This window comes from Brevibacillus panacihumi W25, from assembly GCF_000503775.1.
GTDB lineage: Bacteria > Bacillota > Bacilli > Brevibacillales > Brevibacillaceae > Brevibacillus > Brevibacillus panacihumi_A.
In genome coordinates this window covers 23,931-37,614 of the sequence record NZ_KI629785.1, presented here as the reverse complement: position 1 = coordinate 37,614, position 13,684 = coordinate 23,931, and the positions used below count along the sequence as shown (strand labels likewise).

General features: G+C 48.8%; 17 protein-coding genes. 12 read left to right on the top strand and 5 right to left on the bottom strand.

The window, feature by feature from the left end; all coding sequences use genetic code 11:
• Nucleotides 1-53: 53 nt before the first annotated feature.
• Together T458_RS41015 and T458_RS41010 are read left to right on the top strand one after the other, a co-directional pair.
• Nucleotides 54-1,217, top strand: a complete 1,164-nt coding sequence (locus T458_RS41015; RefSeq protein WP_023556868.1) for an MFS transporter — start codon at nucleotides 54-56, stop codon at nucleotides 1,215-1,217.
• Nucleotides 1,214-1,627, top strand: a complete 414-nt coding sequence (locus T458_RS41010; RefSeq protein ID WP_023556867.1) for an NUDIX domain-containing protein — start codon at nucleotides 1,214-1,216, stop codon at nucleotides 1,625-1,627. The genes T458_RS41015 and T458_RS41010 overlap by 4 nt, the downstream gene beginning before the upstream one ends.
• A gap of 62 nt (nucleotides 1,628-1,689) precedes the next feature.
• Here T458_RS41010 and T458_RS41005 read toward each other — a convergent pair whose 3' ends face one another.
• Complete coding sequence (locus T458_RS41005; protein WP_023556866.1) at nucleotides 1,690-2,565, bottom strand: 5'-3' exonuclease; 876 nt, start codon at nucleotides 2,563-2,565, stop codon at nucleotides 1,690-1,692.
• A 250-nt stretch (nucleotides 2,566-2,815) separates the two neighbouring features.
• On the opposite strand from T458_RS41005, the gene T458_RS41000 reads away from it, so the two are divergent.
• The 8 genes from T458_RS41000 (at nucleotide 2,816) to deoD (ending at nucleotide 9,215) form a co-directional block, all read left to right on the top strand.
• Nucleotides 2,816-3,016 (top strand): alpha/beta-type small acid-soluble spore protein, encoded by a 201-nt coding sequence (locus tag T458_RS41000; protein ID WP_023556865.1) that lies wholly within the window; start codon nucleotides 2,816-2,818, stop codon nucleotides 3,014-3,016.
• A 230-nt stretch (nucleotides 3,017-3,246) separates the two neighbouring features.
• On the top strand, nucleotides 3,247-3,504 hold the full coding sequence (locus T458_RS40995; RefSeq protein WP_023556864.1) for a hypothetical protein: 258 nt from the start codon (nucleotides 3,247-3,249) through the stop codon (nucleotides 3,502-3,504).
• 88 nt (nucleotides 3,505-3,592) lie between these two features.
• Entirely contained in the window at nucleotides 3,593-4,471 is an 879-nt protein-coding gene (locus tag T458_RS40990) for a M23 family metallopeptidase (protein ID WP_023556863.1), read from the top strand.
• Nucleotides 4,472-4,489: 18 nt separating this feature from the next.
• A complete protein-coding gene (locus T458_RS40985) occupies nucleotides 4,490-5,305 on the top strand; it encodes a GTP pyrophosphokinase (protein ID WP_023556862.1) in 816 nt (271 codons plus the stop codon).
• A gap of 74 nt (nucleotides 5,306-5,379) precedes the next feature.
• The gene (locus tag T458_RS40980; RefSeq protein ID WP_023556861.1) at nucleotides 5,380-6,624 is read left to right on the top strand and encodes a D-alanyl-D-alanine carboxypeptidase family protein; all 1,245 of its coding nucleotides are present in this window, start codon (nucleotides 5,380-5,382) and stop codon (nucleotides 6,622-6,624) included.
• Between the two features lie 157 nt (nucleotides 6,625-6,781).
• Nucleotides 6,782-7,627, top strand: a complete 846-nt coding sequence (locus tag T458_RS40975) for a DUF4350 domain-containing protein (RefSeq protein WP_023556860.1) — start codon at nucleotides 6,782-6,784, stop codon at nucleotides 7,625-7,627.
• On the top strand, nucleotides 7,575-8,360 hold the full coding sequence (locus tag T458_RS40970; protein ID WP_023556859.1) for a glycosyltransferase family A protein: 786 nt from the start codon (nucleotides 7,575-7,577) through the stop codon (nucleotides 8,358-8,360). Before T458_RS40975 ends, T458_RS40970 begins: the two co-directional genes overlap by 53 nt.
• A gap of 147 nt (nucleotides 8,361-8,507) precedes the next feature.
• Nucleotides 8,508-9,215 carry a purine-nucleoside phosphorylase gene (gene deoD, locus T458_RS40965; protein ID WP_023556858.1) on the top strand — a complete coding sequence of 236 codons (708 nt, stop codon included), beginning with the start codon at nucleotides 8,508-8,510 and terminating at the stop codon, nucleotides 9,213-9,215.
• A gap of 86 nt (nucleotides 9,216-9,301) precedes the next feature.
• Here the strand turns inward: deoD and T458_RS40960 are convergent, their stop codons facing one another.
• Nucleotides 9,302-9,691, bottom strand: a complete 390-nt coding sequence (locus T458_RS40960) for a DUF6220 domain-containing protein (protein WP_023556857.1) — start codon at nucleotides 9,689-9,691, stop codon at nucleotides 9,302-9,304.
• A 248-nt stretch (nucleotides 9,692-9,939) separates the two neighbouring features.
• Here T458_RS40960 and T458_RS40955 point away from each other — a divergent pair, with 248 nt between their 5' ends.
• Both T458_RS40955 and T458_RS40950 read left to right on the top strand, forming a co-directional pair.
• Nucleotides 9,940-10,626, top strand: coding sequence for a response regulator transcription factor (locus T458_RS40955; protein WP_023556856.1), 687 nt, complete (start codon nucleotides 9,940-9,942; stop codon nucleotides 10,624-10,626).
• Nucleotides 10,623-11,975: a sensor histidine kinase gene (locus tag T458_RS40950; RefSeq protein WP_023556855.1), complete on the top strand. Its 1,353-nt coding sequence runs from the start codon at nucleotides 10,623-10,625 to the stop codon at nucleotides 11,973-11,975. The genes T458_RS40955 and T458_RS40950 overlap by 4 nt, the downstream gene beginning before the upstream one ends.
• 106 nt (nucleotides 11,976-12,081) lie before the next feature.
• On the opposite strand, the gene T458_RS40945 is transcribed toward T458_RS40950, so the two are convergent.
• The 3 genes from T458_RS40945 to T458_RS57790 form a co-directional block, all read right to left on the bottom strand.
• Nucleotides 12,082-12,474 (bottom strand): hypothetical protein, encoded by a 393-nt coding sequence (locus T458_RS40945; protein WP_023556854.1) that lies wholly within the window; start codon nucleotides 12,472-12,474, stop codon nucleotides 12,082-12,084.
• Nucleotides 12,475-12,480: 6 nt separating this feature from the next.
• The gene (locus T458_RS40940; RefSeq protein ID WP_023556853.1) at nucleotides 12,481-13,020 is read right to left on the bottom strand and encodes a hypothetical protein; all 540 of its coding nucleotides are present in this window, start codon (nucleotides 13,018-13,020) and stop codon (nucleotides 12,481-12,483) included.
• Nucleotides 13,021-13,537: 517 nt separating this feature from the next.
• The gene (locus T458_RS57790; protein WP_023556852.1) at nucleotides 13,538-13,660 is read right to left on the bottom strand and encodes a hypothetical protein; all 123 of its coding nucleotides are present in this window, start codon (nucleotides 13,658-13,660) and stop codon (nucleotides 13,538-13,540) included.
• Nucleotides 13,661-13,684: the final 24 nt, after the last annotated feature.

The window sequence follows — 13,684 nt, the reverse complement described above, 5'->3', positions numbered from 1 at the left end:
ATGACGTGGCTTTGTTTTCCTTATTATAAAATAGACGAGAGGGATCAGTTATTTTGCGAGCGCCAGGACTTTTACGCATCTTTAACTTTTTATACTTCTCCTTGCTGGCGATGTTTGTCGCCTTTCTTCCTGTCTATTTGGATGATCAGGGCTTAAACCCTGCCCAGATCGGCTTTATTATTGGGACAGGCGGTTTTGTCACGCTGTTCACCCAGCCTTTATGGGGCATGATTAGCGACAAAACCAAAACCATCCGCAAGGTGATGCTCTTATTGCTGCTTTTTTCCAGTGCATTCGGTTTTTTGCTTTATGACTCCAGCAGCTATTTGCAGCTTGTCGTCTTCGCGATGCTGCTCTATTTCTTCCTCATGCCGATCGACCCGTTGACGGAGAGTCTCAATTTCACCATTTCGGAGACATCAGGCGTGAGCTATGGCTCGATTCGTACCTTCGGCGCTTCGGGATATGCGTTCTTTTCGTTAATAACGGGATACGTCATGTCCTATTTTGGGGCCAACAGCCTCGCCTTGCTCTTTGCGGGGATCGGGATCCTCGGTTTTGTGATCATCTGGCTGATGCCGGATGCCCCCGTTACCGGGAAGCCCGTAACCTGGAGCAGCCTCAAACAGTTTTTGGGCCATAAGGAGACCCTTCTGTTCCTCTTGCTGGTCTTTCTTTGTTCGGTCCCGACAAGGATGAATGATACGTTCCTCGGCGTCTACATCCGGGAGCTGGGCGGAAGTCCCGAATTGGTTGGACAGGCCTGGTTTTTGGCGGCAGGAAGCGAGATTCTGGTTTTTGCTGTCAGCTTCTGGTGGCAGCGCAAGGGGAAGGAAATGTTCTATATCACGTTTGCAGCTGTGTTTTTCTTCCTCCGATTTTTGATTTCCGCCTTTCTTACGGATCCGCATCTGCTGGCGTATTTGCAAATTCTGCAAATCGTAACCTTTCCCGTCTTCTACTCAGCGGCGATTCAATACTTGTATCGGATCGTACCTGCAGAGTGGCGGGCAACGGGTCAAACGGTGCTGGCGCTCTTGTTTTTCGGTGTTTCCGGGATTTTGGCGTCTTATGTAGGCGGCGTGATCTATAAATCCTTTGGCGGTCAGGTGCTGTTTCTGACAATGGCCTCTCTGTCATTTGCGGGCTTGCTTTTTGGTCTGGTCATGTTTCGGATGTATGGAAATAAAAGGGAGGGAGAGGAGCTGGGAAAATGATCGTGACTCATGTGGATGTGGTATATGTGCTTCTGTACGATCAGACTACGGAAAAAATACTCACTGTTCAGAATGAGAGATTCTGGAGTCTTCCTGGTGGGAAACGTGAACACGGAGAGATGTTAATTGATGCGGCCGTGCGTGAGGTAAAGGAAGAGACAGGGCTGGATGTCGAGATCGGCCCAGTCATTCACATAAGAGAGAAGGTGATTGGCGAGGAACACGCCACATTCATCACGTTTCGCGGGGAGATTTTAGGGGGCGCATTGGGAACAACAGACGCAGAAATACAAAGAATCGAATGGAAGCCCCTTTTGGAAGCCGAGGCACTTATGCCTTATTTAGGGAACATACGTGAACTGTTGGACAGGAACGCATCTTACGGGATTGAAGACAAAGAAGAAAACTAAATTTTATGTATCAAAAACCCCCTAGCGTAGCCAGAGATGGCGCTATGCCAGGGGGTTCGCTGTTAGCCGACCCGGGTGACGAGGGAGCGGCCAAACTCCAGTTGTTCAAACTTCTCTTTAACCACAGCAGAGTCGTACTCCCATCTGGCTGCTTCCAAGGTATACTCGATCGGTACATCGCGAATGATCGTCGCCAGTTTTTGGCTGAGGTACACCTGGTCGCGATGCTCTTCCAGCTTGCTTCGCATTTTCGGAGTGCAAGCAGTGAGGTTGCCATAGAGGCTGTCCAAGTTGCCATGCTCCGTAATCAATTTGGTCGCCGTCTTCTCACCAATGCCAGGACAGCCTGGAATACAATCCGAAGTGTCGCCCATCAGAGCTTTTACATCAACTACCTGCTCCGGCACGATTCCACGGACAGCCAAGAGGCTTTGCGGCGTGTAATGTTCATGCTTGCCGCCGTTTTTCAGTATTTTTACACTTACCTGTTCCGAGACGAGCTGCAGGCTGTCGTAATCGCCGGTTGCGATGACAATCTGATGCCCTTCCGAAGACAGCTGCTCGCTTAACGTCCCGAGAATATCGTCGCCTTCAAAGCCAGGGCAGCCGAGATTGGGAACAGCAAAAGCTTCGGTCACTTCTTTGACCAGATCAAATTGAGGAACCAATTCCTCAGGGGGCGCTTGTCGATTTGATTTGTACCCGTCATACCATTGACTGCGCACAAGTGATTCACGGGAAGCGACATCCCAGCCGACTACCAGATGTGTGGGCCGCACGAGGTCGGCATAATCGAGCATCATTTTGGTAAAGCCATACACGGCATTCGTGTAGATGCCATCTGAAGTTTGGCGATACCCGCCTGACCATGCGGAAGCGTAAAACGCGCGGAACAAAAAGCTCATGCCGTCGATGAGCAGGATTTTGGATTGATTCACAAACGTGACTCCTCTCGTACGAACTTGTCCCAAACATTATAGCACAATAGGGTCAATGCGAGGGTCAATGCGCTTTTACAGAAATTGCTATTGGAAAACACGTATGCTTGGCAGCGACGGAGGAATGATAGTACCACAAGAGGTGAGGACAACTCATCTCTTGTACAAAAAAATCTCCTGACCCTCACACAAAAAGCCTAGGCTGAAGGGTAACGTCACAGGAGAAAAAACGCTTAGGGAGGAATCAATCATGGCGAACAACAACAGCGGTAACAGCAACAACCTGTTAGTTCCTCAAGCGAACCAAGCTCTGGACCAACTCAAGTATGAGATCGCAGCAGAGTTTGGTGTAAATCTGGGACCAGACACTACTTCTCGTCAAAACGGTTCGGTTGGTGGAGAAATTACTAAGCGTCTGGTGAGCTTCGCAGAACAACAACTGGCCCGCTAAAAGCGGACAAAGAATTAGCAGCACCACGGTTTTCAACAGGTGCAAAACTGAATACGTGGATGCGCGAAGGGGCCTCAACGGGGGCCCCTTTTCCTATGAACGGACAGCCCAACCATACGCCTTTTTCAATAAGTACGGTGCAAACACACAAGCACATCCGCGGACTAGTCATATGGTGTAACGAACAGGAAACCATTCTTTGCACCTTTGAAAGGAGTGAGAGTCCCCGGATGAAACGAAAAGAAGTGAAGCGCCTGTTGCGCGAGCATCCGGAGTTTGAAGCCTGGCTTTCGGAAGATGCTTCCCGCGTTCAGTCTGTGCGAAGCAATCCTGCGGCAGCAGATGAGCTGTTTAAGCGCTGGTCAGACCGGAAAAAGGGGCGTTTGGATTTCGGCACGATTTCTCAAAAGACAAAGCGTGCAAGCGAGGTATTGAGCGGGGTTCAATCGATCATGGACATGATGGCCGACTACACGAAAAAACTGTAAGGGCATGGAGAAGGCTAGCAGTGCAGCCTTCTTTTTCTTTTTCAATTCCCTTCACTTTTGATATACTGGAAAATGGGAGGGAGCGCGTATGTTACAGTCTATGCTCAATTTTCTGTTGTTTGCCACGATGACCGTTAGCAATGGGACAGGCTCTGTGGCCCAGCATGTCATTGAGGAAACGGCTACACACTGGCAGCAACAGCAGGTTTCCATCGCAGTGAGCCCCGCTGTCACCTATCCTGGGGATGTCATCCTGGTGAGAAGCAAGCAATCGAAGTCGGTCACGCTCTTTTCTCAGACGTATCACTTAAAACCCTCCCAAGGAGAGTATGTCCGGTTTATTCCGATTCCGTTCAACGCAAAGCCGGGTTCCTATATGGTGGAAGCAGCGGATAAGCGGTATTCGGCACCACTTGAGATAAAGGCAAAAACATTTGCTATCGATTCGATAACCGTGAGCAAACAAATGAACAGCATGCGCCAAGACACCAATCGAATCAACGCCGACCAGAAGAAAATAGAAGCGGCTAGGTCCCAATCTTCTCCCGTTCCTTACTTTACCAAGCCGTTCATTCAACCGACGACAGGTCGTTTGACGACTCCGTTCGGCTACCAGCGGGTGGTGAATGGCGTACCTGCCAATCGACACGCCGCGATTGATATTGCCAATAAAGAAGGAACGCCGATCATGGCGAGCAATGACGGCAAGGTTGTGCTGTCAGAATCGATTTACTTGACAGGAAACACCATTATCATTGATCATGGGCTGAATGTGTTCTCCATTTATGCCCACATGTCCAAGCTGCAAGCGGAAGTAGGACAAGAAGTGAAGCAGGGACAGGTGATCGGTCTGATGGGGACGACAGGTTTTTCGACAGGACCCCATTTGCATTACGGTATGCTGATCGGTAATACCTACGTCAATCCGCAGCCGTTTTTTGAAGCTTCGCCCTTCCTCTGGAAGTAAGCAGGAGGTGCTTTTTTCATGAAAGGAACACATGTGCCGAGCAAGGTACTGAACAATTTAGTTCATTTTTTGGCACCGTACGAACAAGCCGTCGATGAGCTGAAGTTAAAGCTGAAAGGAATCAAGTATGGTTTTCAAAAGAGCGGCCGATACTCTCCTATCGAATTTGTAGTCGGGAGAGTCAAAAAAGTGGAGAGCCTGCTCAATAAAGCAAAGGAAAAAGGAATCGACTTCTCGGATGAACAGTGGCCGCAAAAGGTGGCTCAGGAAGTGAACGATATCGCCGGTCTGCGAGTTGTCTGCCGTTATGTGGATGACGTGCGTGAAGTACAGCAGCTTTTGCAGGAGAGGGAAGATATCGTCGTCCACGACATCAAGGACTATATCGCCACGCCGAAGCCATCCGGCTATCGAAGCATCCATATGATCGTATCGTATACGGTGTATCATGGCAGTGAGAAAATCACCTTGTTTTGTGAAATCCAAATCCGTACACTCGGAATGAACTTTTGGGCGACGAACGAGCATGAGCTTCGCTATAAGTACGCCGGGAATATCCCGAAGGATGTACTCCAGCAATTGAATGAGGCATCCGTGATCACGCATCAGCTCGACGTCCTCATGAACAGCCTGCGTCAGGAAATATTAACCCCGCCGCCGGTGGACCTGAGTTTGGAGGAACAATTAGAAGAGATTTTCTCGTTGTACGTGAAACAGGATTATGATGCGGCAGCCGCTTTGTACAAAGAGCATGTGCATGGTTTCGAAGAAGCATTCCAGGATAATCCAAAGTTTAAAATGATTTATGATCTGTTGGGCAAACGCCTGGGGTAAAAGGTACAAACAAAAACAAAATAGCAGGTGAGAAACGATAAAAAGTGACACGTAAGGAAAGGATATAAACAATCATGCGATTTCTACTGACGAACCTTTTTGTAGTGGTCATCCTTTTATGGAGCCAACCTCTTCCTGCAGCATTTGCAGAAGGGGATCTCGACACCGCTTCCTTGGCATTGAACGGGGAATCCGCTATTTTAATTGACGCCAAGACAGGACAAGTCCTGTATGAGAAAAACCCGCATGCCAAGCTGTACCCAGCGAGCATCACCAAAATTGCTACCGGGATCTATGCGATCGAAAAAGGGAACCCGGAAGACATCGTCACGGTATCCAAAAACGCCAGATACGAAGAAGGGACTCGCGTCTATCTGGGCGAAGGCGAACAAGTGAAGATGGAGAAGCTGGAATACGGACTTTTGATGCATTCCGGCAACGATGCGGCGACAGCGATTGCCGAGCATATGAGCGGTAGTACGGAGGCTTTTGCCGAGGAGCTCAACCATTTTTTACAAGAGACCGTCGGAGTCAGCGAAACGCATTTTACGAATGCGCACGGACTGCACAATCCCGAACATTATACTACCGCATCGGATATGTCCAAGATAGCGGCCTACGCGATGAAGAATCCGACCTTTCGCAAAATCGTCGGAACCAATCGCTTGCCATGGGATGGAGCGGAGTGGAAATCTGAGCTGATCAATCACAACAAGCTGATTCGCGATTATGAGGGCGCTACAGGGATTAAAAATGGGTTTACGGATCAAGCGATGCATACCCTGGTAGGTTCTGCAAAGCGGGGCGATACCGAATTCATCGCCGTCACGATGAAAACGTCAACCAGCAACCTTGCGTACAAAGACATCACGAAGATGCTGGATTATGGCTTTGAACATTTCGAGACCAGACAAATCGCGAAGTCAGGCAAAATCTATACGGTAACAGAGCAGACGGAAAACGGAGAAGCCCGCGTGCGCTATTCTCCCATGGAGGATGTATTTGCTACAGTACCTGTCGGGGAAGAGGCGCACGAACATGTCTCTGCTGATGACGTTCTGGAGATAGCAGCTGGTCCCTTGACTGTATCGTATCCGCTCCACCGCCTTGACCCACCTGCTGCGAAAAAAGGAAGACAGGTGCAGGCTGCAGGAGCCGAAAATCCAGATGAGCAGACGACACCGTCGATCGGCTGGTATTATGCGTTATTGTTCGTCTGGTTAGGCTTTAACCTGTTTTTAATCAGTTTTACGATTGTCAGAAGGAAACGAAAACGTCGTATGCGCAATCGCGACTTGCATCGCAAAGTATATGAGTAACGAAAAAAGTACAAACCGATGGTGTTGGCCGTCGCTTTGTACTTTTTTCTTTTTCCACCCGGACTCAGGTGAAAGACATGTGCCGTGTCCCTTTCACCCAATCTTGCGTACTGTACAAATAAGTAAGCCTGAGTAGAGTATGCGAGGAGGAATGCGGATGATCGCAGGAAACCAGAACGGTCCAGATGTGTCCGTCATCCTTCCCGTGTTCGCCGTGCATCGTAGGCTGTTCGCACTCATTCGGGCAGCGAGGCAGCTCGCCTTCTCAACCGAAGTGCTGATGATCTGCCCAGATTCACTGCTTTCTCCCGACGTACGTGCAAAAATAGAGAAGGCTGGGGGGAACGTGATTTCAGTCGACGAGAGCTTTTCCGTAGAAGAATGCCGCAGGATCGGCAGTAGGGAAGCTGCCGGGGAGGTTCTTCTGTTTCTCGATGACCGTCCATTGCTTTTACCCACGCAACTCGATGCTTATGTAGAGGTAATCAGGCGAGGCGGAGATGTCGTTATGACAGCTTGCCGTGACTCTCGCTTGCCAACGAGAACTTCATCGCGAAAAATGACCCAATCTTTGCTTAATCATGTCGCGGGGAGAGGTGAGCTGGGTTCGGCTTCTCTGTACGATGCCCCATTTGCACTGAGTCGGTATGCTATGGAAACCTTAGAATTTGCCAGTTCATCTCCGCCAGTGGTTCAGATAAAAGCGTTCCTTCAAAAGATGAAAGTCTCTGTTTTGCGCGGCCAATGCCGACCAGGAATGAAGGTCGCTTCTAAGCGATTTTTAACGGATCACACCTCGGCTTTGAATACCTGGATGGAGGTGCATGGGGACAGGGGCGGTTTATGGGACGGAGGACGCTTTCGCCCATTGCTTCAGGTACCCGGCCATCTTCATTTTCGCTCCGTCTATCGTTCTTCGGATTGGGAAAGCATGCGAGAGGGGGAGTGGGGTGAAACACACAAATCAAAAAAAGCAGACTCGTCCCCCAAAAAAAGGGGCTAAAAAGCAGCAAAAGCCTCACGTTCTCGACAATCTGGAACGGCTAAGCGTCATCGTCGAGGTGTGTCAGGACGAAAGAACGATTAAGCAGCAATTGGAGCAAATCGAGCGTTTGTACCCGAAAGAAATCCTTCTGATCGTCCATGGCAGCAACCCTTCGACGATCGACAGCATTTTGTCCCGTGAATCTGAGGTGACCACGGCGTTTGTCTATCCTTTTTTCCTCGGGCGGGATGTCTGGCGTTCTATTGGTGCCAGGGAGGCGAGAGGGGATGTCTGGCTGTTCCTGGATGGTGGGACCGTGATCCCAGCCGAGGAGCTTCAGCGCTTTGTATCGGCCTGCTATCACGGTCTGGATGTGGCCTTGCGGGAGAATCAGCATCCACCCGATCTTGCAAGAGCAGCAAGAAGCTATTTGAATTTGTTACTCGATCAGTCGAAATTGACGACCTCTATGATTGATCTGCCCTTTGCGATCACTCGAACAGCAGCAGAACGCATCGGTGTCCGTCATCTGCTCATTCCCCCATTGGCGCATGCCATCGCTGTTAAGAACCGACTGCGGGTCGAGTCGACCGGTCTACTGCAGTCCACCGACCAATTACTGAAGAAAAAAGGGCACAGTGGAAGAAAGAAACGGTTGGGGTCATTGCAGCAACAAAAGCTTTTGCTAGGCGATCATCTGGAGGCTGTACGCTATGTCGCCTCAATCGAAGAAGGAACAAAAGAACGGTAAACTTTCGCCCGTTGTCTCCTTTTGAGGCAACGGTTTTTCTGTGATACAGCCTGGCAATTGATTACCAGTTTCATTTTCCTTGACCCGTATTTTGTAGTACCATGTTAGTATGACTTATTTTTTCCAATAGAAAAGGGGCAGATCCACATGAGTGTACATATCGGAGCAAAGCCAGGAGAAATCGCAGAAACAATCCTGTTGCCAGGAGATCCATTGCGTGCCAAATACATAGCCGAAACCTTTTTCGAGGGAGCGACCTGCTACAATAACGTGCGTGGCATGCTCGGCTTTACCGGAACTTACAAGGGCCAACGCGTCTCCGTGCAAGGAACCGGGATGGGTGTTCCTTCTATTTCAATCTACATCAACGAACTGATGCAATCCTACGATGTGCAAAATCTCATCCGAGTCGGTACATGCGGTGCGATTCAAGAGGACATCAAGGTCCGAGATGTCATCCTCGCGATGAGCGCATCCACTGATTCGCAAACCAATCGCCTGTTGTTCAACCAAATTGACTTCGCCCCCACGGCCAATTTTGATCTTCTGCACAAAGCCTACATGGCGGCCACTTCCCGCAACCTCCCTGTGAAGGTCGGGAATATCTTCACAAGCGACAGCTTTTATCGCGAAAGCCTGGACCTGTACAAAAAGCTGGCTAGCTATCAAGTGCTGGCGGTCGAGATGGAATCTTCAGCGTTGTACACCTTGGCTGCAAAATACAAGCGCAATGCGCTCTCCGTCCTCACGGTAAGCGATCATATCCTGACTGGGGAAGAGACCTCCGCTGATGAGCGTCAAACAACATTTCATGAAATGATCGAGGTGGCCTTGGAAGCTGCTTTAAACCAATAGCATAGGATCAAATGATCATCTAGCCGACCCGCAGGAAAAATCCTACGGGTCGTTGCTTTTCCAAGCGCCACCAGAAGCCAGTCCGATTAGCGAGAAGATTTCCAGAACCTCCATGATTGTTGAACGACAAGCATGCTAAGACAAAAATAAACGAGCGCGACAACGGGGTGTATGGCAGAGATTGATGGAATATGTGCGGTTGCGTATTGTGCGAAAAGGAGCAGCAATAATGCACCACTGATCCATTTGAATCCTTTTGGCAGCTTTCCGCAAAAAGCAAAAATCAGCATGAAGAGGGGAACGAATTCGAAGAAATGCACAAAGTTGACATGGTAACGCCAAATGGACGGATCTGTAAAGATGGCCGCACCTGCCAAAAACGTTTGCAAAAGGATACAGATGGCCAAAACAAAGGACAAAAGAAGAAAAACAATTCTTGATACGCGGGTAAAACTACTGAGTGTTTCGGTCTCCATGAATCTCATCACACCTTTTATAGATTTAAGATTTTCAACGAGCCAACCGGTAAGCAAACCATGCGCCGGCTACCGGCAGCAATCATGGGAGAAACCTCGTTCTTGAGCTGATACTAACAGCAAAATGTTGTGAACTTATGACGAAGATATACGGTTTCCATGAAATGTGAAAAAGGTCATTTCCTGCGAAGATTCTTTTACGTATAATGTGGATTCATAGAGGAGCTAGGAAGAGGAGGAAGTATACCATGCCACATACTTTGCTGTTAGTGGATGACGAAGAGAAGGTGCTGGAGTTTATGGAGCCCTTCTTGCGTCAGGAAGGGTTTCAAATCATTACTGCGGCTAACGGGAGGGAAGCGCTGCAAAAAGCAAAGGAACAAAGGCCGTCTCTTGTGGTACTGGACTGGATGCTTCCGGAAATGAGCGGCATTGACGTGTGCCGCGAACTTCGCAAAACAGGCAATATGGGGATTATTATGGTGACAGCACGCACGGACGAAACCGATAAAATCATCGGTCTTGAGCTGGGGGCCGACGATTATCTCACCAAGCCGTTTTCGTTACGGGAATTGGTGGCACGTATTCGTTCTGTCCTGCGTAGACTCGAAGGACATGGCGAAGCCTCTGTCGAGATGATCCGCGGAGAGCTCACCATCTCGGAAGCTCAGCTTCGCGTGTGGAAACGAGGAGAAGAAATTACATTGACTCCGACAGAATATCGATTGTTGTTGACACTCGCTGCCAAGCCGGGCATAGTATACAGTCGACTGCAGCTGTTACAGGCCGCACTCGAGGATGATTATTTGAACGATGAACGAACAGTCGATGCGCATATCAGTCGCGTGCGCAAAAAGATCGAGGACGATCCGGCCAATCCGGTCTATATCCAAACCGTTTACGGCTTTGGTTATCGCTTCGGTGACCGAACATGAGTGTGAGGCGCAAGCTATTTTTTACCATTGCCTCCTTTATCGTCGGTATGGGCATTGTCTATGGGCTGATGACGCAGTTCGTGATAGCAGGTATTCTCAAAGGGGTATTGGATGATGATCGAAGTCCTCAAATCAATGCACTAAGCCAAATGTTTTTGGATTATTATGTTCAGCATGGGGAATCGTGGTCTGGAGTCGAGCAATTGGACGTCAAACTCCCGGGCGTGGAACAAATGGAAGATGTAGGCTATGCGCTTCTTGCGAAAGACACCGAGGGTACGTTGATCAAGACGGGATATGTGGACGTCGAGCAGATGCTGGGGTTAGGAATACGCAAAAAGCTGAGGTGGGAAGGCAATACAATTGCTATTCTCGTCTATTACGACGCTGAGGTGGCCAAGAGTGCGAAGCTGCACTACGGCATCAGAGGCTCGGGCATATTCGTTCTTTTGGTTGGGATGATCCTGTTTGTCATCCTGTCCCTATGGGTTGCCTTTCTCTTATCCAAACGTCTTACGGCTCCACTTCGCGCGTTAATTACCGGGATCGATCGATTGGGTCAGGGTGAATTGGGAGTTCAAGTGCCAGTTGTAACGAAGGATGAATACGCGACGGTGGCAAATGCCTTTAATCTGATGTCTACCCAGTTGGCGCAAGCCGAGAAGGTACGTAAAAATTTAACAGCGGACGTCGCCCATGAATTGCGCACGCCTCTGACGATCATTCGGGGAAAACTGGATCAGCTTCAGCAAGAAGGGCGTTTGATTGAGCCCGAGAGATTGTTGTCTTTGCAAGACGAATGTATCCGCTTGACGAAGCTAGTCGATGACCTGCATCAATTATCGTTGGCCGAAGCAAAGAAGCTTCATCTGGAGAAAAAATGGACCTCCATTCCGGACCTTTTGGAGCGATGTATCGAACGTGTGAAATTGGATGCAGAGCATAAGTTCATTCGTGTTACTCTACTTTCGGCACCAAATATACCACTCGTCGAGGTAGATCCCAATCGGATGATGCAAGTTTTTCTCAATCTGCTGGTGAATGCTGTGCGCTATACCCCAGTGGGCGGAAAGGTTCAAGTCAGAGTCGAGACTGGAGCGGGGGAGACAGATACAGGCAAGCTGCTGATACAGGTAAGCGACACCGGAGAAGGGATCGACGCGGATCAACTGCCGCTGCTTTTCAACCGCTTTTATCGCACAGATGAGGCTCGTACGCGCAATAAGGGCGGCATGGGTCTTGGACTAGCCATTTCGCAAGAGCTGGTTCGTTTGCATGAGGGGAGTATAGAGGCGAGCAGCGTGCGAGGGAAGGGGACTACCTTTACGGTGAAGTTGCCGATCTCCTGAATAGAAACCTAATTACCCCATTTCACCCAATGCGGATGAAATGGGGTAAGTGCAACCGGTGCAGCATGGAGGAGAATGAGATCCCAACGGTCAGATGAATTTGTAATCACCTTTTACGACGCAGAAACTGAGCTATGGAGCCAGTAATGAGTCCCCATATCGCGTTTGTCGCAAAGACGCTTATAAGAGCCAGCGGATTGGTCAAAGGACCTTGTAATTCCCCGTTGAGGATAGGAGATAAGATGCCGCTAAGTACAATGGCGAATAACGCATAACTTAAACCCGCGCCAACAAGGATAGCGATAGGATTGGGGACTCTTCTTACCAGGACGATTATCAGCCATGCCAAGGAAATGAGGAGCGTCATGAGTATGCTCCCGAATTGTTGGCCGATGAGGTCCATGACCCCGGTTATTTTCATAATCGGTCGAATAAGCGCTAGTGCACCTAGTCCAAGAATGAATGCGAAGTTCGATCGGATCGTATCCATGATTTTCATAGTAGGTCAGCTCCCAAGTTTATTTGACGTGTTTGCGGCTCGTCTTTTCTTGATCTTTCCGAAAGGTTTGTAATAAGTGATGAATACCATGAACAATAGACAAAATAAATTGAAACTAGATGTTGTAACCATATTCAACCATGTCGAATGAAATCCCCCATCCTGCAAGCTTGCAAATCCCAGATCCTCAACCCAATCCGCCAAAGAGGCGGTCCACTTATTCAGAAAGAAAATTCCAATCAAAATCGTAATCATGGTAAGTCCCAGTTTCACAAAGACCCAGTAATGCTTTACAAGTCCCCATTGTGTCCATAGGGAGAGTAGGATGCCTGTCAATAATGTCATCAGTGCTGGATACTTAAGCAAGTTTTCATCTATGATCTCCATGCTGGCAAGTGTATAGGTAAGCTGTGCTGCATTTTCCGCACTATACAAATAAATGCCCAGCAGCAGCATCCCCAATGTTCCGCCAATCCACGCTGCCAAGGCAATAACGTGTATAGCGATTAGCAAACTTTTTTTCTTCTGACTTAGTCTATAAGCCATAAAGTGAACCATCTCCTAACCCCTTACTAATAGTGATGCCGATGCTGATAACCTTTTCTCATACATTTTCCGGATGCTTGTTACTGTAACAAAAGAATGTTGTGAACTTATGACGAACCTTTGCGGTTAGCGTGATATTATCTGAGCCAGGAAGGGTTCCAACGCGCAGACCGAGCGGGGAAGGAAGCACTGCAATTCGTGGAAAAGTGAACGATACATGAGTGGTGTAGATTAGATGATGTCGAATGTGAGCGGACTCGATGTTTGCCGTGAAGGATAAAAAAGTGATGGGAGACTGCAAAAAAAGGTCGACGGGATAGGGCGGAATTCGAACCGATGAGATCGACAGAAGCGCGGTACCAGGCTTGTACACGGCAGGAGAGGCTGCTTGGACTTGGAGACTTTCGCTGCAATAATAGCCGCGGCTGGCATCAACGGGGAGTGAATAGAGGAGGTTTTTGAAAATTACTCGGTTACACGACGAAGCAGAGTGCCGCCTTTTGGCACTCTTTTCGTTTTACTTCTTTTTATTATTTTCCAGGTAGTGAGCCAGGTTATTGAGCGTGTCTTCGTAGGTTCGTCTTTTTTTGATCGTTAGGGTATTCGTGTTTGTTTTCGATTTTGCTTGTACGGTTGCCATAGGAACGACCTCCGGGATATTTTG

What these genes read in the sequence shown, in the direction of transcription:
- T458_RS40940 (WP_023556853.1), bottom strand. Translation starts at nt 13,020, where the DNA reads ATGGCTTATAGACTAAGTCAGAAGAAAAAAAGTTTGCTAATCGCTATA.
- T458_RS41000 (WP_023556865.1), top strand. Translation starts at nt 2,816, where the DNA reads ATGGCGAACAACAACAGCGGTAACAGCAACAACCTGTTAGTTCCTCAA.
- T458_RS40950 (WP_023556855.1), top strand. Translation starts at nt 10,623, where the DNA reads ATGAGTGTGAGGCGCAAGCTATTTTTTACCATTGCCTCCTTTATCGTC.
- T458_RS40980 (WP_023556861.1), top strand. Translation starts at nt 5,380, where the DNA reads ATGCGATTTCTACTGACGAACCTTTTTGTAGTGGTCATCCTTTTATGG.
- T458_RS40945 (WP_023556854.1), bottom strand. Translation starts at nt 12,474, where the DNA reads ATGAAAATCATGGATACGATCCGATCGAACTTCGCATTCATTCTTGGA.
- T458_RS40955 (WP_023556856.1), top strand. Translation starts at nt 9,940, where the DNA reads ATGCCACATACTTTGCTGTTAGTGGATGACGAAGAGAAGGTGCTGGAG.
- T458_RS40995 (WP_023556864.1), top strand. Translation starts at nt 3,247, where the DNA reads ATGAAACGAAAAGAAGTGAAGCGCCTGTTGCGCGAGCATCCGGAGTTT.
- T458_RS40990 (WP_023556863.1), top strand. Translation starts at nt 3,593, where the DNA reads ATGTTACAGTCTATGCTCAATTTTCTGTTGTTTGCCACGATGACCGTT.
- T458_RS57790 (WP_023556852.1), bottom strand. Translation starts at nt 13,660, where the DNA reads ATGGCAACCGTACAAGCAAAATCGAAAACAAACACGAATACCCTAACG.
- T458_RS40975 (WP_023556860.1), top strand. Translation starts at nt 6,782, where the DNA reads ATGATCGCAGGAAACCAGAACGGTCCAGATGTGTCCGTCATCCTTCCC.
- T458_RS40960 (WP_023556857.1), bottom strand. Translation starts at nt 9,691, where the DNA reads ATGGAGACCGAAACACTCAGTAGTTTTACCCGCGTATCAAGAATTGTT.
- T458_RS41010 (WP_023556867.1), top strand. Translation starts at nt 1,214, where the DNA reads ATGATCGTGACTCATGTGGATGTGGTATATGTGCTTCTGTACGATCAG.
- deoD (WP_023556858.1), top strand. Translation starts at nt 8,508, where the DNA reads ATGAGTGTACATATCGGAGCAAAGCCAGGAGAAATCGCAGAAACAATC.
- T458_RS40985 (WP_023556862.1), top strand. Translation starts at nt 4,490, where the DNA reads ATGAAAGGAACACATGTGCCGAGCAAGGTACTGAACAATTTAGTTCAT.